The organism is Pseudomonas sp. NPDC089428 (assembly GCF_044749325.1).
GTDB lineage: Bacteria > Pseudomonadota > Gammaproteobacteria > Pseudomonadales > Pseudomonadaceae > Aquipseudomonas.
The window spans coordinates 481153-499414 of the sequence record NZ_JBIVHT010000004.1 but is presented as its reverse complement, the minus strand read 5'-3'; the positions used below and the strand labels follow the sequence as shown (position 1 = coordinate 499414).

15 protein-coding genes and 1 pseudogene are annotated in these 18262 nt (G+C 63.5%); 10 read left to right on the top strand and 6 right to left on the bottom strand.

Features of this window, described 5'->3' with window-relative positions:
- The 6 genes and pseudogenes from ACIPZ5_RS11140 to benA form a co-directional block, all read right to left on the bottom strand.
- Positions 1-203: pseudogene (locus ACIPZ5_RS11140) on the bottom strand (muconate cycloisomerase); the annotation flags it as partial.
- Positions 204-233: 30 nt separating this feature from the next.
- A complete protein-coding gene (locus ACIPZ5_RS11135) occupies positions 234-1556 on the bottom strand; it encodes an aromatic acid/H+ symport family MFS transporter (protein ID WP_313713130.1) in 1323 nt (440 codons plus the stop codon).
- A 66-nt stretch (positions 1557-1622) separates the two neighbouring features.
- Positions 1623-2384 carry a 1,6-dihydroxycyclohexa-2,4-diene-1-carboxylate dehydrogenase gene (locus ACIPZ5_RS11130; RefSeq protein ID WP_261940017.1) on the bottom strand — a complete coding sequence of 254 codons (762 nt, stop codon included), beginning with the start codon at positions 2382-2384 and terminating at the stop codon, positions 1623-1625.
- Between the two features lie 186 nt (positions 2385-2570).
- The gene (gene benC / locus ACIPZ5_RS11125; protein ID WP_400808588.1) at positions 2571-3584 is read right to left on the bottom strand and encodes a benzoate 1,2-dioxygenase electron transfer component BenC; all 1014 of its coding nucleotides are present in this window, start codon (positions 3582-3584) and stop codon (positions 2571-2573) included.
- 70 nt (positions 3585-3654) lie between these two features.
- Positions 3655-4140 carry a benzoate 1,2-dioxygenase small subunit gene (benB, locus tag ACIPZ5_RS11120; protein WP_261940019.1) on the bottom strand — a complete coding sequence of 162 codons (486 nt, stop codon included), beginning with the start codon at positions 4138-4140 and terminating at the stop codon, positions 3655-3657.
- On the bottom strand, positions 4137-5495 hold the full coding sequence (gene benA / locus ACIPZ5_RS11115; protein WP_400808586.1) for a benzoate 1,2-dioxygenase large subunit: 1359 nt from the start codon (positions 5493-5495) through the stop codon (positions 4137-4139). Before benA ends, benB begins: the two co-directional genes overlap by 4 nt.
- 225 nt (positions 5496-5720) lie before the next feature.
- On the opposite strand from benA, the gene ACIPZ5_RS11110 reads away from it, so the two are divergent.
- The 10 genes from ACIPZ5_RS11110 (at position 5721) to eco (ending at position 18228) form a co-directional block, all read left to right on the top strand.
- Positions 5721-7718: a hypothetical protein gene (locus ACIPZ5_RS11110; protein ID WP_400808584.1), complete on the top strand. Its 1998-nt coding sequence runs from the start codon at positions 5721-5723 to the stop codon at positions 7716-7718.
- A 574-nt stretch (positions 7719-8292) separates the two neighbouring features.
- On the top strand, positions 8293-9354 hold the full coding sequence (locus tag ACIPZ5_RS11105) for a 3-deoxy-7-phosphoheptulonate synthase (RefSeq protein ID WP_400808580.1): 1062 nt from the start codon (positions 8293-8295) through the stop codon (positions 9352-9354).
- Between the two features lie 82 nt (positions 9355-9436).
- Positions 9437-9718 carry a peptidylprolyl isomerase gene (locus tag ACIPZ5_RS11100; RefSeq protein WP_261940021.1) on the top strand — a complete coding sequence of 94 codons (282 nt, stop codon included), beginning with the start codon at positions 9437-9439 and terminating at the stop codon, positions 9716-9718.
- A 13-nt stretch (positions 9719-9731) separates the two neighbouring features.
- Entirely contained in the window at positions 9732-11657 is a 1926-nt protein-coding gene (locus ACIPZ5_RS11095) for an extracellular solute-binding protein (RefSeq protein WP_400808577.1), read from the top strand.
- Complete coding sequence (locus ACIPZ5_RS11090) at positions 11654-12712, top strand: microcin C ABC transporter permease YejB (protein ID WP_261940023.1); 1059 nt, start codon at positions 11654-11656, stop codon at positions 12710-12712. Before ACIPZ5_RS11095 ends, ACIPZ5_RS11090 begins: the two co-directional genes overlap by 4 nt.
- A complete protein-coding gene (locus tag ACIPZ5_RS11085; protein ID WP_261940024.1) occupies positions 12712-13728 on the top strand; it encodes an ABC transporter permease in 1017 nt (338 codons plus the stop codon). Before ACIPZ5_RS11090 ends, ACIPZ5_RS11085 begins: the two co-directional genes overlap by 1 nt.
- 138 nt (positions 13729-13866) lie before the next feature.
- Positions 13867-15249: a sigma-54 interaction domain-containing protein gene (locus tag ACIPZ5_RS11080; protein WP_400808574.1), complete on the top strand. Its 1383-nt coding sequence runs from the start codon at positions 13867-13869 to the stop codon at positions 15247-15249.
- Positions 15250-15519: 270 nt separating this feature from the next.
- On the top strand, positions 15520-16911 hold the full coding sequence (locus ACIPZ5_RS11075; protein ID WP_400808573.1) for a GntP family permease: 1392 nt from the start codon (positions 15520-15522) through the stop codon (positions 16909-16911).
- An 11-nt stretch (positions 16912-16922) separates the two neighbouring features.
- The gene (hbdH, locus tag ACIPZ5_RS11070; RefSeq protein WP_400808571.1) at positions 16923-17693 is read left to right on the top strand and encodes a 3-hydroxybutyrate dehydrogenase; all 771 of its coding nucleotides are present in this window, start codon (positions 16923-16925) and stop codon (positions 17691-17693) included.
- 55 nt (positions 17694-17748) lie between these two features.
- Positions 17749-18228, top strand: coding sequence for a serine protease inhibitor ecotin (gene eco, locus ACIPZ5_RS11065; RefSeq protein ID WP_400808569.1), 480 nt, complete (start codon positions 17749-17751; stop codon positions 18226-18228).
- Positions 18229-18262 lie beyond the last annotated feature (34 nt).

The window sequence follows — 18262 nt, the reverse complement described above, 5'->3', positions numbered from 1 at the left end:
TTGATGCCCTCGGGGCTTTCGTAGCCGTAGGCAAGGCCGCCGATGGTGGTGGCCTCGCCGATGCCTTCGACGCCGTCGCTGCAGCGCAGGCGCAGCACCACCAGGGTTTGCTGCTGCATGGTGTGCATCGCCAGCTTGTGCGGGCGGATGGTTGGCAGGTCGACAATGATTGCGTCCAGCCGTTCGATGATCGGGCTTGTCATGCAAAAGCTCCAGTTCAGTCAGTAGAAGAGTCAAGCCGTCGCCACTTGCGCCTGGCGCCGGCCGCTGGCCAGGTGCACGGCCATGGCCAGCGCGGCGATCGCACCGGGGATGGCGAAGGCGATGAAATTGAGTTGCAGCGGCAGGTTGATGCCCATCAGCGCACCGCCGAGCAGCGGGCCGACGATGGCGCCGTTACGGCCTATTCCGGAGGCCCAGCCAAGGCCGGTGGAACGCACCGACAGGCCGTAGAGCTGGGCAGCACCGGCATACAGCAGGATCTGCGTACCGATGGTGGTGGCCCCGGCGATGAAGATCAGCAGGTAGAGAATGGGCATCGGGCTGTTGACGCCGAGCAGGCTGATCGACAGCGCCGCCGCGATGAAGAAGGCCACCTTGACCTTGACCAGGTTGTAGCGATCACCCAGCCAGCCGCCGAGAATTGCCCCGGCCATGCCGCCGAAGTTCAACGCCAGCAGGAACGACAGGCTCGACCCCAGGCTGTAGCCCGCGTTGGCCATCAGCTTTGGCAGCCATGAACTCAAGGCGTAGACCATCAGCAGGCAGCAGAAGAACGCCAGCCACAGGGCCAGGGTGCGGATCGCCAAGCCATTGCGGAACAATTCCAGCACCGAGGTGCCGCCACCTTTGCGATCGGTTGCCTGCAGCAGGTCGTCCGCTTGCACATCGCAGCCTGGGTCCAGGCGCTTGAGCAACTTGCGGGCGTCACCGGTCCGTCCCTGTCGCACCAGAAAGCCAATGGACTCTGGCAGGTAATAAAGGATGACCGGCAACAGCAGCAGCGGTACCGCCGCGGCAAAGAACATCGATTCCCAGCCAAAACGCGGCAGCATGAAGATACCGACACCTGCCGAGAGCATGCCGCCCAGGGAATAGCCGCTGAACATGATCGCCACCAGCGTGCTGCGCAGGCGTTTGGGTGCGTATTCGTTCATCAGCGCCACGGCATTGGGCATCAGGCCGCCGCAGCCGAGGCCGGCGATGAAGCGGTAGATGCCGAACTCACCGGGGCTGCTGGCAAAGCCGTTGAGGATGGTCGCCCCGGAGAACAAGGCGAAACAGATGGCGATCCCTTTCTTGCGCCCGATGCGATCGGCCAGGCTGCCGAACGCCAGGGCGCCGAACATCATGCCAAACAGCGCGTAGCTGCCCAGTGCGCCGGCCTGCAACGGGGTCAGGCCCCACTCTTTCATGATCACCGGCAGCACCACGCCGTAGATGAACAGGTCGTAGCCGTCGAATATCAACAGCAGGCCGCACAGGGCCATGATCAGCCAGTGAAAGGACGTGAAGCGGGCGTTGTCGATGATCGGGTGTACGTCAAGGGTTCGCATGGCATCTGTCTCTCTTGTTGTTGTTTTGGAGGAACGCTTTGCCTGGGGGCTTTGCATGGCGAGGGTTCAGCCGAGATCACCGCCCCCCACCGGCAAGGTCACGCCGGTGATGTAGGAGGCCTCGTCGGACGCCAGGAAGAGGATGGCGCCGACCTGCTCGTCGATGCTGCCGTAGCGGTGCATCAGGCTGCTCTGCAGGGTCTGGTCGACGATCTGCTGGTACCAGGCCTTGTCCTGCTCGCTCTGCTCGCTGTTGTTGCGCGGTACCCGGCGCGGTGGCGCCTCGGTGCCGCCGGGGGCGGTGGCGTTGACGCGGATGCCGCGGCCAGCGGTTTCGAAGGCCAGGCACGCGGTGAGTGCGTTGACCCCGCCCTTGGCCGCGCCGTAGGGCACGCGGTTGACGCCACGGGTAGCAATCGACGAGACGTTGACGATGGCGCCACTGCCGCGTTCGAGCATGTACGGCAGCGCGGCATGGCAGCACCACAGGGTCGGGAACAGCGAGCGGCGCACTTCGGCCTCGATCTGCTCCACTTCATAGTGCTCGAAGGGCTTGGCCCAGATGGTGCCGCCGACGTTGTTGACCAGGATGTCGAGGCGGCCGTAGGTTTCCACCGCCGTGGCCATGACCCGGGCGCAATCGGCATGCAGTTCAAGGTCGGCGGTGAGGGTCAGCATGCCCTCCCCGGCCAGCTCGTGGACCAGCTCGGAACGGTCCACCGCCACCACCTGCGCGCCTTCGGCCTTGAGCCGCCAGCACACGCCACGGCCAATGCCCTGGGCGGCGCCGGTGACCAGGGCAACCTTGCCTTGGAATCTGTTGTTCATAATCGATCTCCGCTTCTGCGCTTGGCCTTGTGGGAGCGGGTTCACCCGCGAATGCGGCCGACCGGACATCACGGCCGAACCTGCTGACCTCTTCGCGGGTAAACCTGCTGCCACAGGGTGGGCATATGGCTTCGGAATAAAAGGAGGCCACCGTCACCCGCACGATGCCGGCAGCCCCGAGGAAACTCAGGCCGCAGCCGCCGCGAACTTCTCGTAGTAGAAGTTCGCCGGGGTGATGCCCTGCTCGCGGATGTACTGGCTCACCGCCTCGACCATCGGTGGCGGGCCGCACAGGTACACATCGACATCGCCGTCATTGAGGTGCTGCGGCGCGATGTGCTGGGTCACGTAGCCCTTCTGCGGGTACTGGCTGTCGGGGTTGGCCACGCAGGCGCTGAAGGTGAAGTTGGGGATGCACGCGGCCAGTGCCTGCAGGCGGTCCAGCTCGACCAGGTCGAAATCGTTGGTGACCCCGTAGATCAGGTGCAGTGGGTGCTCGCTGCCCTGCTCGGCGATCTTCTCCAGCATCGCCGTGAACGGCGCCAGCCCGGTACCCCCGGCCAGCAGCAACAGCGGGCGCTGGATCGGCCGCAGGTAGAAGCTGCCCAGCGGGCCGGCCAGGCTCATGCTGTCGCCGGCCTTGGCCAGGCTGGTGAGGAAGCTGCTCATCAGGCCGCCCGGCACATTGCGGATCAGGAAGCTGACCTCGCCGTCCTTCTGCAGCGAGCTGAAGGAATAGGCGCGGCTCTGGTCGCTGCCCGGCACCTTGAGGTTGACGTATTGCCCCGGCAGGAACGCCAGGCGGCTCAATGCCTCGCCCTTGATCGACAAGGCGATGGTGCTGGCCGACAGCTGGCGCACATCGCTGATGGCCGCTTCGAAACTGGCCTGTTCGGTCTTGCACAGCTGCGACGAAGCCGGTATGCGCACCACGCAATCGCTTTCGGCGCGCATCTGGCAGGTCAGCACGTAGCCCTCGGCGATTTCGTCTGCGCTCAGGGCGTCTTCGATGAAGTTGTCGCCCAGGTCGTAACGCCCGGATTCGGCCTTGCACTTGCAGGTGCCGCAGGCGCCGTCACGGCAGTCCAGCGGGATGTTGATGCCCTGGCGGTAGGCGGCGTCGGCCACGGTCTCATGGCCGCTGGCCTCGATGAAGCGGGTGACCCCGTCTTCGAAATTAAGTGCGATCTGGAAGCTCATGTTGCACCTCGCGGGCGAGCCTGGCCGCGGCGCGCCAGTTGGCACACCGAGTGGCTCGCGTTACCTCGTATCAGATGTGGTAGATGTCGATGACCTGACGCACGTAGTCGTTCTTCAGCACCACCTTCTTGGCCTTGATCAGCGGCTGCTCGCCGCGCAGGTCGAGGGTGTAGAAGCTGGTACCGAAGTAGCTGTCGGTGGTCTTGTAGCGAAAGCTCAAGGTGTGCCAGTTGAAGCGCACCTGGCAGCTGCCTTCGCCCTGCTCGACAATCTCGATGTTGCTGATGTTGTGCGAGGTGCGGGTGTCCGGCACGGTCGCACTGGAGCGCTCGGTCTTGATGCGGAACACGCGGTCTTCGAGGCCGCCACGGTTGCCGTACCAGATCAGCGAGATTTCGCTCTGTGGGTCTTCGGTCAGGGTGTCGTCATCGTCCCAGGACGGCATCCAGAAGGTTGCGTCGCTGGCGTACAGTTCCAGCCACTGGTCCCACTGGGCATCGTCCAGGTAGCGCGCCTCGCGGTAGAGGAAGTCGCGCACGGTGTCATGCAGGCTCATTGCACGGCCTCCACGGGGATCAGTTGCTGTTCCTGTTCGAGGGCTTTGATCATGGTGTCCTGCCAGTACTTGTGCTGCAGCACGAACAAGCCTTCGTCCTCGGTGCGCACGCCCGACAGCAGCGGCTTGAGTTCGATTTCCTTCGCGGCCTCATCGGCGCCTTCGACCCAGTGCTGCGCGCCACGGGACATGTCGTTCCAGCCGGTGCCGCCGCCGTAGCCGGTCTGGCACGAACGGAACTCTTCCAGGTCATCCGGGGTGGCCATGCCACTGACGTTGAAGAAGTCTTCGTACTGGCGGATGCGCTTGGCCCGGGCATCGGCACTCTCGCCCTTCGGCGCGATGCAGTAGATGGTGATTTCGGTCTTGTTCACCGAAATCGGCCGGGCGATGCGGATCTGCGAGCTGAATTGGTCCATCAGGTAGACGTTGGGGTACAGGCACAGGTTGCGCGAGTTTTCGATCATCCAGTCGGCGCGGGCCTGGCCGAAGTCGGCGGCCAGCTGGTCGCGGCGCTCGAAGGCCGGGCGGTCTTCGGGGTTGGCCCAACGGGTCCACAGCAGCAGGTGGCCGTGGTCGAAGGAATAGAAGCCCCCTCCCTGCTTGGCCCAGGCGCCGGCGCTCATGGTCTTGATCTCGTCACCCGCTTCGCGCTGCTTGCGCTGGTTCTGGGTGGCGGCGTAGTTCCAGTGCACGGAGCTGACGTGGTAGCCGTCGGCGCCGTTCTCGGCGGTGAGTTTCCAGTTGCCCTCGTAGATGTACGAGCTGGCACCGCGCAGTACCTCCAGGCCTTCGGGGGACTGGTCGACGATCATGTCGATGATCTTCGCCGACTCGCCGAGGTGCTCGACCAGCGGCTTGACGCCGGCATTCAGGCTGCCGAACAGGAAGCCACGGTACGACTCGAAACGGGCGACCTTGGTCAGGTCGTGGGAGCCGTCGCAGTTGAAGCTGTCGGGGTAGCCGGCATTGCTCGGGTCTTTGACCTTGAGCAGCTTGCCACTGTTGTTGAAGGTCCAACCGTGGAACGGGCAGGTGTAGCTGGCGCGGTTGCCGCGCTTGTGCCGGCACAGCATGGCGCCGCGGTGGCTGCAGGCATTGAGGAAGGCATTGAGCTCCCCGTCCTTGTTGCGCGCGATGAAGATCGGCTGGCGCCCCATGGTCAGGGTGAGGAAGTCGTTCTTTTCGGGGATCTGGCTTTCGTGGGCCAGGTAGATCCAGTTGCCCTCGAAGATGTGCTTCATCTCCAGGTCGAACAGGCGCGGGTCAGTGAACATCTCGCGTTTGCAGCGATAGACGCCGGTTTCACGGTCGTCCTCAAGCATGGCATTGAGGTAGTCGAATCCCAGGGACATGGCCAGGGTCTCCATTGTTATTGTTCAGACCGGGTCAGGTTAGGGGTTGCCCTGGGGCGGCAATATCCATCGCGTGCAGAGTGCTATCCGTTTTGTGCAACGGATAGGTAAAAGCTTCGACATTAAACTATCGCCTGCGGCAAGAAACCTGACATAACTGCCAGGCGACGGCACGTTACCCAAGTCGTCTAATTGGGCAATTGCTCTCTACATGAGTTTGCCCCTATGACGATGTACTCAACTACCAAGCTCAGCCTGTATGCCTGTGCTGCATTTCTTTCAGGCTGCCTGGCCCATCCCGCACCCGAGATGAGGCACCAAGCAGAAATGGCTCCAGCACTCCCTCCCACACAGCTGGTCACCCCCCAACACCCGTTACGCGGCCTGCAGCGCGTGCTTCTGGTGATCGGACATTGGGACAACGGCGAGACTACAGACCCGGATGTTCAGTGGTCGCAGCTTTTCGGTGAAGATCCAGAGTCTTTGAAAAGCTGGGTCAAGGCCAGCTCTGAGGGCCAGCTTGAATTGCAACCTGTAAGTGTACCGGCCTCCATCCGAGAAGCAGGCACAGCAGCCGCTGCTGGAAACGCTCAGATGCTCATAGCCAATTTTGGTAAGCGCCCGCCGGGTAACTGCGATTACTCAGACATGCTGAGCCGTGCTCGGGAGGCAGCAACCGAGGCAGGTATTCAGACGTCTGCCTATGACTTTCTGTTCGTTGCAGTGAAATGCCAAGGTGGAGCGCTGGCCGACGTTCCAGGCCGAACCATTGTCACTTTTGGCCAAGGTGGAAGCCCTCATGTCTGGCGACATGAGTTCGGCCATAACCTGGGCACGAGCCACCCAGGCATGTATTACGACTGCCCGCTGATCGAGGGGATCATCCAGGCGCCGGACCACTGCACCGTCAGAAGCACCTACGACCCCGGAGATCCAACGGGAGGTGGTATCACCTACTACCCGGCCGTTACACGAATGTTCGCTGACTGGCTTGATAAATCGCGCTTTGCTGCGCTGACTGGCACAGGGCTCTATCGCCTGGCAAATCTGGGAGACGCTGGACCTCAGCTTTACCTCTATCGCAAACCCAGCGACAAACGATTCATAACGTTCGAGTATCGTCGCGACGATGAAACCCCGGAAAAGAGCGGCATTTGGGTAAGGTATTCGGCAATCGGCGGGAGCATCAAATCAACCCTGCTCAACGCACGGCCCAAGGCAAACGCCAGGGACCAGGCAGCACCTCAATTTACAGCAGGCCAGTTGTTTGAAGACAAAGTGGCACAATTGAAGGTGAAGGTTTGCACAACGGATGACGCTGCAACGCTTGCTGTGGCGATGAATTCAGCTGAATTGCCTGCCTGCAATAAAATTGCAGCGCCCGCTCTGCTTACACCTGCGCCAGGCGGTATCAGCACGACTTACCCCGTGTTTTCCGGTACCGGTATCCCAGGAGCTGAAATCAAGGTGGTTAAGAGCCAAGCGCCAGAAACTGTAATCGCAACTACCCAGGTTGACGCTCATGGCAATTGGAGTGTCTTGCCGTACAGTGAACTCCCTCAAGGCGGGTATTCTGTATCTGTCCGACAGCACATTGAAGACGCGGCTTCCAGTTGGAGTCCGAATGTTGCATTTACCATCGAAAAGCTTGAAACAATCCCCCAGCCACAGATTGAAGCGCCTGCTGTCGATACCGAAACGGGGCTTTATCCAATCATTTCAGGAACAGCCTTACCGGGTGCCATGGTTCGTGTGACCAGATCCCACGATCCGGGCGGGGCGCTGGGCAAGGCACAAGCCAACGCAAATGGCGAGTGGGCAGTCCCTCTGACCCAGTCATTGCCCGAAGGCAATTACTCAGTGTCGGCGACCCAGACGTTGGCTAACATGCAATCGGCGTGGTCCGCAAATCGCAGGTTCAAGGTGATCGCCGCCATAGAAGCACCGCTGATCACAGAGCCGCAAGCCAATGCGCAAACAGGTAACAGGCCTTTGATTTCCGGCACTGCACTGCCAGGCGCCATCGTGACGGTCTATCGGTCGAACCAGCCTGGTACTGTCTTGGGCTCTGCGTCTGTCGACGCATCGGGTTACTGGTCGATTCGCGTGCTTGACGCGCTGCCTAGCGGTGATTATTCGATCAGTTCCAGGCAGAACGTGCGCGGTAATCTCTCGGCTTTCAGCCTCAATGTCAGGTTCAAGATCGTCGATGACATGAATTGAACGTGGGTGGGCATCCGCGCCGAACGGATGCCCATTGCGACATAATCAGCCTTATTGAATTTAGTCATTGAACACCACCAGCCCCCTGAAGTAAGCTCGGGCTCATTCACTGGAGAGCAACATGCCGAACCACACCCGCAACCACGCCAACCACACCGGTCGCACCCTGCGCCCTGTGCTGGCCGTTGCCGGCTGCCAGGCTGCTGCCAGCTATTACTTTGGGTATTGGTTTAGCCACTAGGCGCCGATACCCCCACGGCGCCCACCTTCGAGGGGCCGCCGAACATGAGAATACTCAAACCCCCGGTCGGCTCCCCGACCGGGGGTTTTGCTTTTCAGGCCATTGCACTTTTACCGATTCAAACCGAGGACAGATTCATGAACTACGCCACTTATTACTCCGCAAACACCTATGCCTGGCGATTTAGCCAATCCCGTTCGGGCCAGCCTGCCGCCTCCGATCGGTCCCTCTCCGGTGGCAATGCTGCAGACAATCAATCAACGAATAGTCGAACACCTCGATAGGGCCGACCGCGCGGGCCAGAACCCGCCGTCCGCCCAGGGAACATACGCCATGCAAGCCTCGAACCTCGCTCTGCCCCTGACCCAACCGCATGCTGCCAACACCACCGTCAGCCAGCGCCTGCCCAGCCCGCACCTGCTCAAGCAGCAGATGCCACTGTCCAGCGAACTCGCCCACCAGGTCCATAGCCACCGCCAGGCTATCCGCGCCATCCTCGAAGGCCGCGATGAGCGCCTGCTGGTAGTCGTTGGCCCCTGCTCGATCCACGACCCCCGCTCGGCCCTGGAATACGCCGACCGCCTGGCCGCCCTAAGCCGTGACGTCGCTGACAAACTGCTGCTGGTGATGCGCGCCTACGTGGAAAAACCCCGCACCACGGTGGGCTGGAAAGGCCTGGCCTACGACCCGCACCTGGACGGTAGCGACGACATGCATGCCGGCATCGCCCTGTCCCGTGGCTTGATGCTGAGCATGATCGAACGCGGCCTGCCGATCGCCACCGAGTTGCTGCAACCGATGGCCGCCGGCTACTTCGACGACCTGCTGGGCTGGGCGGCGATTGGCGCTCGCACCACCGAATCGCAGATTCACCGGGAAATGGTCAGTGGCCTGGAACTGCCGGTGGGCTTCAAGAATGGCACCGACGGCGGTATCGGCATCGCCTGTGACGCCATGCGCAGCGCCGCGGCGCCGCACCGCCATTTCGGCATGGATGCGCAGGGCTACCCGGCCATCATCGAAACCCTGGGCAACCCGGACACCCACCTGGTGCTGCGCGGCGGCCACAAAGGCCCGAACCATGATGCCAGCAGCATCGCCCAGGCCCGTCAGGGCTTGGCCAAGGCCGGCTTGCAGGCCCGCATCATGGTCGACTGCAGCCATGCCAACAGCGGCAAGGACCCTGCCCGCCAGCCAGCGGTATTCGAGGACGTGCTGGCCCAACGCCTGGCCGGTGACCGCTCGATTGTCGGGGTCATGCTCGAAGGCCACCTGTTCGACGGTTGCCAGGCCCTGGGCAAGGGCGCGCTGAAATACGGCGTGTCGATCACCGATGGCTGCCTGGGCTGGAGCGCGACCGAAGCCCTGCTGCGCGAGGCCGCTGCACGTATGTGAAGTGCCTACAGCAAGCCTGGCGAGACATGACCCGATCAAGTGCGCTAGGCTTGCCGTTTTCACCCCCCAAGGAGTAGTACCCATGGCACGCGCCACCGCCCGTCACATCCTCGTTGCCAGCGAAGAGAAGTGCAACGAACTCAAAGCCCAGATCGAAGCCGGTGCCGACTTCGCTGAAATCGCCAAGGCCAACTCCACCTGCCCGTCCAGCCGCCAGGGCGGTGACCTGGGCTCGTTCGGCCCAGGCCAGATGGTCAAGGAATTCGACACCGTGGTGTTCAGCGCCCCGGTCAACACCGTACAGGGCCCGGTGAAGACCCAGTTCGGCTACCACCTGCTGGAAGTGACCAGCCGCCAGGACTAAGTCATCGCATCCGATGATTATCCCTGTGGGAGCGGGCTTGCCCGCGAATAGGCCTGAGCCGTCAGCACGGTTGCCTGGGCGGACTTATTCGCGGGCAAGCCCGCTCCCACAGGTCCTTCTGGGGATCTGGATGCTGTGCATGGGCTGGCTGGCCCAGGCCGCACCTACTCACGCTTTGACTGTTTACGGCGAAGCCCCCCGCTACGGCGAAAGCTTCCGCCACTTCGACTACGTCAACGCCGACGCCCCCAAAGGTGGCCTGATGCGCCGCTCGGCCATCGAAATCGGCCAGTTCGACCATATTCTGCCGTACATCGACAAAGGCATCGGCGTCAGCGAAGTCGATGGCTGGCTGTACGCGCCCCTGGCGCAACGCTCGTTCGACGAGCCTTATAGCGTCTACGGCCTGATTGCCCGGCGCATGGAACGTGGCCCGGATGACGCCTGGCTACGCTTCGAGATCGACCCCAAGGCGACCTTCGCCGATGGCAAGCCGGTGCGCGCCGAAGATGTGCGCTTCAGCTTCGACAAGCTGATGGCCGAAGGCAGCCTCAAGTACCGCACCCAGTTCGCCGATGTCGCCGGGGTCACGGTCGAAGGCCCGCGGCAGGTACGCTTCGACTTCAAGCAGCCACACGGCCGTACCCTGGCCCTGGACCTGGCCAGCCTGCCGGTACTGCCCGAGCACGACTGGGCCAACCGCGACTTCGTCAACGGCGCCGGCTTCGACAAGCCGGTCGGCAGCGGCCCGTATCGCATTGAGCGCATCGACAACGGCCGCAGCATCACCTTCGAACGCGACCCGAACTGGTGGGCCAAGGACCTGCCGGTCAATCGCGGGCGCTACAACTTCGAACACATCCGCATCGAATACTTCGGCGACACCGAAGTGGCGCGCCAGGTGCTCAAGGGTGGCGGCTACGACTACAACCGCGAGTTTTCCGCCACCGCCTACACTCTGGGCTACAACGGCGCACAGCTGGACGATGGCCGCCTGCAGCGCGCTCACCTCGGCCCGGCCAAGCCGCAGGCGGCCCAGGGCTTCGTGTTCAACCTGGACAGGCCACAGTTCAAGGACCGCCGTGTGCGTCAGGCGCTGGCCATGCTCTGGGACTTCGAGTGGAGCAACCGGCAGATGATGCGCAACATGTACATCCGCCAGCAGAGCGTGTTCTCCAACACGGCATTGGCCGCCCGCGCGCTGCCGGATGCAGGCGAGCTCAAGCTGCTCGAACCGCTGCGCGGTCGGGTGCCGGACGAAGTCTTCAACCAAGTCTTCACCGCGCCGGTCACCGATGGCTCGGGCATCATCCGCCCGCAACAACTGCAGGCGCTGGCCTTGTTGCAACAGGCCGGCTGGCACCCCGATGGCGATCGCCTGGTCAATGCCCAGGGCGAGCCGCTGGCATTCACCTTCCTCAACGGCCAGTCCGGCATGGAGCGTTTGCTGCTGCCGTGGAAGCGCAACCTGGCACAGATCGGCATCACCTTGAACATCCGCAACGTCGACTCGGCGCAGTATGTGAACCGGCTGATGGCCCGCGACTACGACATGATCGTCACCGGCTATTCGGTCACCCTGTCGCCGGGCGCCGAGCTGTACAACTACTTTGGTTCGGCCGCCGCCAACGACCCAGGTTCGAACAACCTGATGGTGCTCAAGGACCCGGTGGTGGACCAGCTGATCGACGGCCTGGTACGCGCCGACACCCAGGCCGACATGCTGCACCACGCCCATGCCCTGGACCGGGTGCTGCAATGGAACTACTACTGGATCCCCAACTATTACCCGCCGGGCAGCTCGACGGTGTGGTGGAACCGCTTTGGCCTGCCGAAAACCCAGCCCGCCTATGACGAAGGCCTGGACAGCTGGTGGGAAATCAGCCCGACGGCGCTGACCAACGCGCAGATGGCCGAACGACAGAAGGCCAAGCCATGACCAGCTACATCCTGCGGCGCCTGCTGCTGATCATCCCGACCTTGCTGGCGATCCTGCTGGTCAACTTCGCCATCGTCCAGGCCGCCCCCGGTGGCCCGGTCGAGCAGGCCGTGGCGCGGTTGCAGGGCCTCGGCGGTGGCGCGCCCGGCTCGCGGGTAGAGGTGGTACACGGCGAATCCCGTGCCACCCGCGGCCTGGACCCGAAGCTGATCGAGGAGATCAAACGCCAGTACGGCTTCGACAAGACAGCGCCAGAGCGCCTGTGGCTGATGCTCGGCCAGTACGCCCGGCTGGACTTCGGCCAGAGTTTTTTCCGCGGCGCCAAGGTCACCGACCTGATCCTCGACAAGCTGCCGGTGACCCTGTCGCTGGGCTTCTGGGCCACGCTGATCACCTACCTGGTGTCGATCCCGCTGGGCATCCGCAAGGCGGTACGCCATGGCAGCCGCTTCGATGCCTGGAGCAGCGCGCTGATCGTGGTCGGCTATGCCCTGCCCTCGTTCCTGTTCGCCTTGCTGCTGATCGTATTGTTCGCCGGTGGCACTTCGCTGAACTGGTTCCCGGTACGTGGCCTGGTCTCGGACGACTTCGACCAGCTCAGCCTGCTGGGCAAGGTCGCCGACTACTTCTGGCACCTGGTACTGCCCGTCGGCGCCCTGGTGATCGGTGGCTTTGCCACCCTCACCCTGCTGACCAAGAACGCCTTCCTCGATGAAATCTCCCGCCAGTACGTGGTCACCGCCCGCGCCAAGGGCCTCAGCGAACGCCGCGTGCTGTATGGGCACGTGCTGCGCAACGCGATGCTGCTGGTGCTGGCCGGGCTGCCGCAGGCGCTGATCACCGTGTTTTTCGCAGGCTCGCTGCTGATCGAGGTGATCTTCTCCCTCGACGGCCTTGGCCGCTTGAGCTACGAGGCGGCCGTGTCACGCGATTACCCGGTGGTGTTCGGCACGCTGTTCATCTTCACCCTGGCCGGCCTGCTATTCCGCCTGATCGGTGACCTGGCCTTCACCGTGCTCGATCCGCGCATCGACTTCGACTCGAGGGCACACTGATGCTGTCGCCAGTCTCGCGTCGTCGCCTGCTGCGCTTTCGCCGCAACCGCCTGGGCTGGGTGTCGCTGTGGCTGTTTGCCGGCGTGCTGCTGCTGAGCCTTTGCGCCGAACTGGTGGCCAACGACAAACCCCTGCTGCTGAGCTACAAAGGCGACTTGTACATGCCGGCGCTCAAGCGCTACAGCGAGCAGCAGTTCGGTGGCCAACTGCCGTTCCAGCCAGACTACCGCAGCGCCTATGTGCGCCAGCTGATCGAGGGCCAGGGCGGCTGGATGCTGTTCGCCCCCATCCCGTTCAGCGCCGACACCCCCAACTACGACCTGCTGGTGCCCACCCCCAGCCCACCTAGCGCGAGCAACTGGCTGGGCACCGACGACCAGGGCCGCGACGTGCTGGCGCGGGTGCTGTATGGCACCCGCACCTCGCTGTTGTTCGCCTTTGCCCTGACGCTGATCAGCGTGCTGATCGGTGTTGGCGCCGGCGCGCTGCAAGGCTATTACGGCGGCTGGGTGGACCTGTTCGGGCAACGCCTGCTGGAGGTGTGGTCGGGGCTGCCGGTGCTGTACCTGCTGATCATCCTCAGCGGCTTCGTCGAGCCGGACTTCTGGTGGCTGCTGGGGATCATGGCGCTGTTTTCGTGGTTGACCCTGGTGGATGTGGTGCGCGCCGAGTTTCTCCGTGGGCGCAACCTCGAGTACGTGAAGGCGGCCCGTGCACTGGGGTTGCCGGATACCCAGGTGATGCTGCGCCACGTGCTGCCCAACGCGATGAATGCGACGCTGACCTATGTGCCGTTCATGCTGACCGGGGCGATCACCACCTTGACCGCTCTGGACTTTCTTGGCTTCGGCATGCCCGCCGGCAGTGCCTCGCTGGGCGAGCTGGTGACTCAGGGCAAGCAGCATCTGGAGGCGCCCTGGCTGGGCTTTACCGCGTTTTTTGCACTCGCGGTGATCCTGTCGCTGCTGGTGTTCATCGGGGATGCCCTGCGCGAAGCGTTCGACCCCAGAGGATAGGTTCTCAGGCCCGGTCTCTTCGCGGGCAAGCCCGCTCCCACAGGATCGCCACAAAGCTGAAAAGTGTGGAATACCTGTGGGAGCGGGCTTGCCTGCGAAGAGGCCGGGCCTGCACTCACAAGATTCAGGTAGAAGAAGATGCACGACAGCGACAGCCTCAAGGACTACCCCCAGGTACGGCAACTGGCGATCCGCTCGCTGTTCGAGATCATCGAGCAGTCCAGCGAAGGCACGGTGATCGTCGACCGCGACGCTCGCATCGTCTGGATGAACGAGCGCTACGCCAGGCGTTTCGGCCTCACCGACGCCGCCAGCGCAATCGGCCAACCCTGCGAGGCGGTCATCCCGGGCAGCCTGATGCGTCAGGTGGTGAGCAATGGTCGGCCAATTCTGCTGGACATGCTCGACACCCCCAACGAGCCGCTGGTGGTGATGCGCCTGCCGATCCACGACGCCCAGGGTGCACTGATCGGCGCCATCGGCTTTGCCCTGTTCGAAGAGCTGCGCAGCCTGTCGCCCCTGCTCAAGCGCTATTCGAGCATGCAGCAGGAACTGGCCAGCACCCGTTCGCAATTGCGCGCACGCCAGGCCAAATACAGCTTCGCCCAGTTCGTCGGCAGCAGCCCGGCCAGCCTCGAGGCCAAGCGCCGCGCACGGCGCGGTGCAGGCAGCGATTCGCCGGTGCTGTTGCTGGGCGAGACCGGCACCGGCAAGGAGTTGCTGGCCCATGCCATCCACGCCGCCTCCGCGCGGGCACACAAGGCCTTCGTCAGCATCAACAGCGCAGCAATCCCCGAGACCTTGCTGGAAGCCGAATTCTTCGGCACCGCGCCCGGCGCCTTTACCGGGGCCGACCGCAAGGGCCGCAGCGGCAAGCTGCAACTGGCCGAGGGCGGCACGTTGTTCCTCGACGAAATCGGTGACATGCCCCTGGCGCTGCAGAGCAAGCTGCTGCGTGTGCTGCAGGAAAAGGAGTACGAACCGGTCGGCTCGAACCAGATGCTGCGCAGCGATGTGCGCATCATTGCCGCCACCTCCATCGACCTGCAGGCCGCCATGGCTCGGGGGGCGTTCCGTGCCGACCTGTACTACCGGCTGAATGTGCTGCCGATCGCGGTACCGCCGCTGCGCGAGCGGGTCGAGGACCTGCCGGCGTTGTGCGAAGCGATCCTGGCCGAACTGGGCAGCCAGTACGAACTGGAGCTCGATGCCCTGGCCTTGTTGGCGCGGCACGCGTGGCCGGGGAACATTCGCGAGCTGCGCAATGTGCTGGAGCGGGCGACATTGCTGACTGACCAGCCACGCCTGGGCGTAGCCGACCTGACGGCGGCGCTGGGGCCGTTGAGCCCGGTTGCGGGTCAGGAACAGCGGATGAGCTATCGTGAGGCGTGTGAACAGTTCGAGCGGCAGCTGATTGCCGGGGCGTTGGCCGAACAGGCGGGGAATGTGCCGGAAGCTGCCAAGGCGCTGGGGTTGGGGCGCTCGACCTTGTACAAGAAAATGGTAGCCCTTGGTCTCTGATTAGAGAATTTTGTTTCCGTTTGGAGATTATTGCGAGGGCTACGCCCTCGATCGCGGCTGAAGCCGCTCCTACAGGGTATCGCGGTCTCCTGTAGGAGCGGCTTCAGCCGCGATGGGCTGCAAAGCAGCCCCATGCAATCTCAAAATGTAGACACCGCTCATCACCAAACTTAATAATTCCTTTAAATTCAACTAGTTACATATTTGGCACGATTCCCGCTATCTCCCGGTCACCCATAACAACAAGACTCACCCAGGAGATCCACCCCGATGACCGTGCTCATCGCCCTCGCCGCCTTGGCCCTGCTGATGCTGGCCGCCTACCGCGGTTACAGCGTAATCCTCTTCGCCCCGATCGCCGCTCTCGGCGCCGTCCTGCTCACCGACCCGGCCGCAGTGGCCCCTGCGTTCACCGGGGTGTTCATGGAAAAAATGGTCGGCTTCATCAAGCTGTACTTCCCGGTGTTCCTGCTCGGCGCGGTGTTCGGCAAACTCATCGAACTGTCGGGCTTCTCGCGCTCGATCGTCGCCGCCGCCATCCGCCTGCTCGGTACCCGCCAGGCGATGCTGGTCATCGTGCTGGTCTGTGCCCTGCTCACCTACGGTGGCGTGTCGTTGTTCGTGGTGGTGTTCGCGGTGTATCCGTTCGCCGCCGAGATGTTCCGCCAAAGCGACATCCCCAAACGCCTGATCCCGGCGACCATCGCCCTGGGCGCGTTCTCGTTCACCATGGATGCCTTGCCCGGCACCCCGCAGATCCAGAACATCATCCCCAGCACCTTCTTCAACACCACCGCCTGGGCCGCGCCGTGGCTGGGCCTGATCGGCACGCTGTTCGTGTTCTGCAGCGGCATGCTTTACCTGCAGCGCCAACGCAACAAGGCTCAGCGAGCGGGTGAAGGCTACGGCAGCAACCTGCGCAACGAACCTGAGACGGCTGCCGACCTGGCCCTGCCCAACCCCTGGCTGGCCCTGTCGCCACTGGTGCTGGTGGGCGTGATGAACCTGCTGTTCACCCACTGGATCCCGCAGTGGTACGGCTCCAGCCACACCCTGCAGTTGCCCGGCATGAGCGCGCCGGTAAACAGTGACGTAGCCAAGCTCACAGCCATCTGGGCGGTGCAGGCCGCGCTGCTGGTAGGCATCCTGATGGTGCTGGTGTGCGCCTTCGGGGTGATCCGCGAACGCCTGGCCGAGGGCACCAAGAGCGCGGTCGGCGGCGCCCTGCTGGCGGCCATGAACACTGCGTCCGAGTACGGTTTTGGCGCGGTGATCGCCTCGCTGCCAGGTTTTCTGGTACTGGCTGATGCCTTGCGCGGCATTCCCAATCCGTTGGTCAACGAAGCGATCACCGTGACCCTGCTGGCCGGCATCACCGGCTCCGCTTCAGGTGGCATGAGCATCGCCCTGGCGGCGATGAGCGACAGCTTCATCGCCGCGGCCCACGCCGCCAACATTCCCCTCGAAGTGCTGCACCGGGTGGCCGCGATGGCCAGCGGCGGCATGGACACCCTGCCGCACAACGGCGCGGTGATCACCTTGCTGGCGGTGACCGGGCTGACCCACCGCGAAGCCTACAAGGACATTTTCGGTATTACCCTGATCAAGACCCTGGCGGTATTCGTGGTCATCGCCACCTTCTACGCCACCGGCATCGTCTAAGGAGTTTCTGCATGACTTTGAAAGGCAAGACTGCACTCGTCACCGGCTCCACCAGCGGCATCGGCTTGGGCATCGCCCAGGTGCTGGCCCGCGCCGGTGCCAACATCCTGCTCAATGGCTTCGGCGACCCGGCGGCGGCACTGGCGCAAATCGCCAGCCATGGCGTCAAGGTTGCCCACCACCCGGCGGACCTGTCCGATGTGGCGCAGATCGAAGCGCTGTTCGCGATGGCCGAGCGCGAGTTCGGTGGTGTCGACATCCTGGTCAGCAACGCCGGCATCCAGCACGTGGCGCCGGTGGAGCAGTTCCCGCTGGAGAGCTGGGACAAGATCATCGCCCTCAACCTCTCGGCCGTGTTCCATGGCACCCGCCTGGCCCTGCCGGGCATGCGCGCGCGCAACTGGGGGCGGATCATCAATATCGCTTCGGTGCACGGGCTGGTCGGTTCCACCGGCAAGGCGGCCTATGTGGCGGCCAAGCACGGCGTGGTCGGGTTGACCAAGGTGGTGGGGCTGGAAACCGCCACCAGCAACGTCACCTGCAATGCCATCTGCCCAGGCTGGGTGCTGACCCCGCTGGTGCAGAAACAGATCGACGATCGTGCCGCCAACGGCGTCGACCCACAGCAAGCACTGCACGATCTGCTGGCCGAGAAACAACCCTCGCTGGCCTTCGTCACGCCCGAGCACCTCGGTGAGCTGGTACTATTCTTGTGCAGCGAGGCCGGTAGCCAGGTTCGCGGAGCCGCCTGGAACGTCGATGGTGGCTGGTTGGCCCAGTGACTGGCGGCCTGGGCCTGGCAACGGTCTTGCACTCGTTCATCTGCAAGGAGGCCCTATGCGCCCAAACCCAATGACCGCGATCTTTGCCCTGACCCTGGCCGCCGCCGCTCCGGCGATGGCTGCCAGCCTCAAGGACGTCGCGCCCTATCCCGAGGCGGAAAAAGGCTTTACCCGGCAGGTCATCCACCTGCCGGCGCAAACCGATGAATCGGCCCACAAGCTGGAAATCCTGGCGGGCAAGACGCTGCAAGTGGACTGCAACCGCCAGCGCCTGGCCGGCAGCCTGCAAGAGCACACCCTGGAAGGCTGGGGCTACAGCTACTACCGCCTGGACAAGGTCGGTGGCCCGGCCAGCACCCTGATGGCCTGCCCGGATGGCAAGAAGACCCAGGCCTTCGTGCCGGTGGTCGGTGAAGGCTTCATGCTGCGCTACAACAGCAAGCTGCCGGTGGTGGTGTACGTGCCCAAGGGTGTCGAAGTGCGTTATCGCGTGTGGTCGGCGTCGCCTGACGTGCAAAGCGCTAAAGTGGAATAAGTAACCCCGAGGGCCTCGTCGTGGGGCCCTCGAC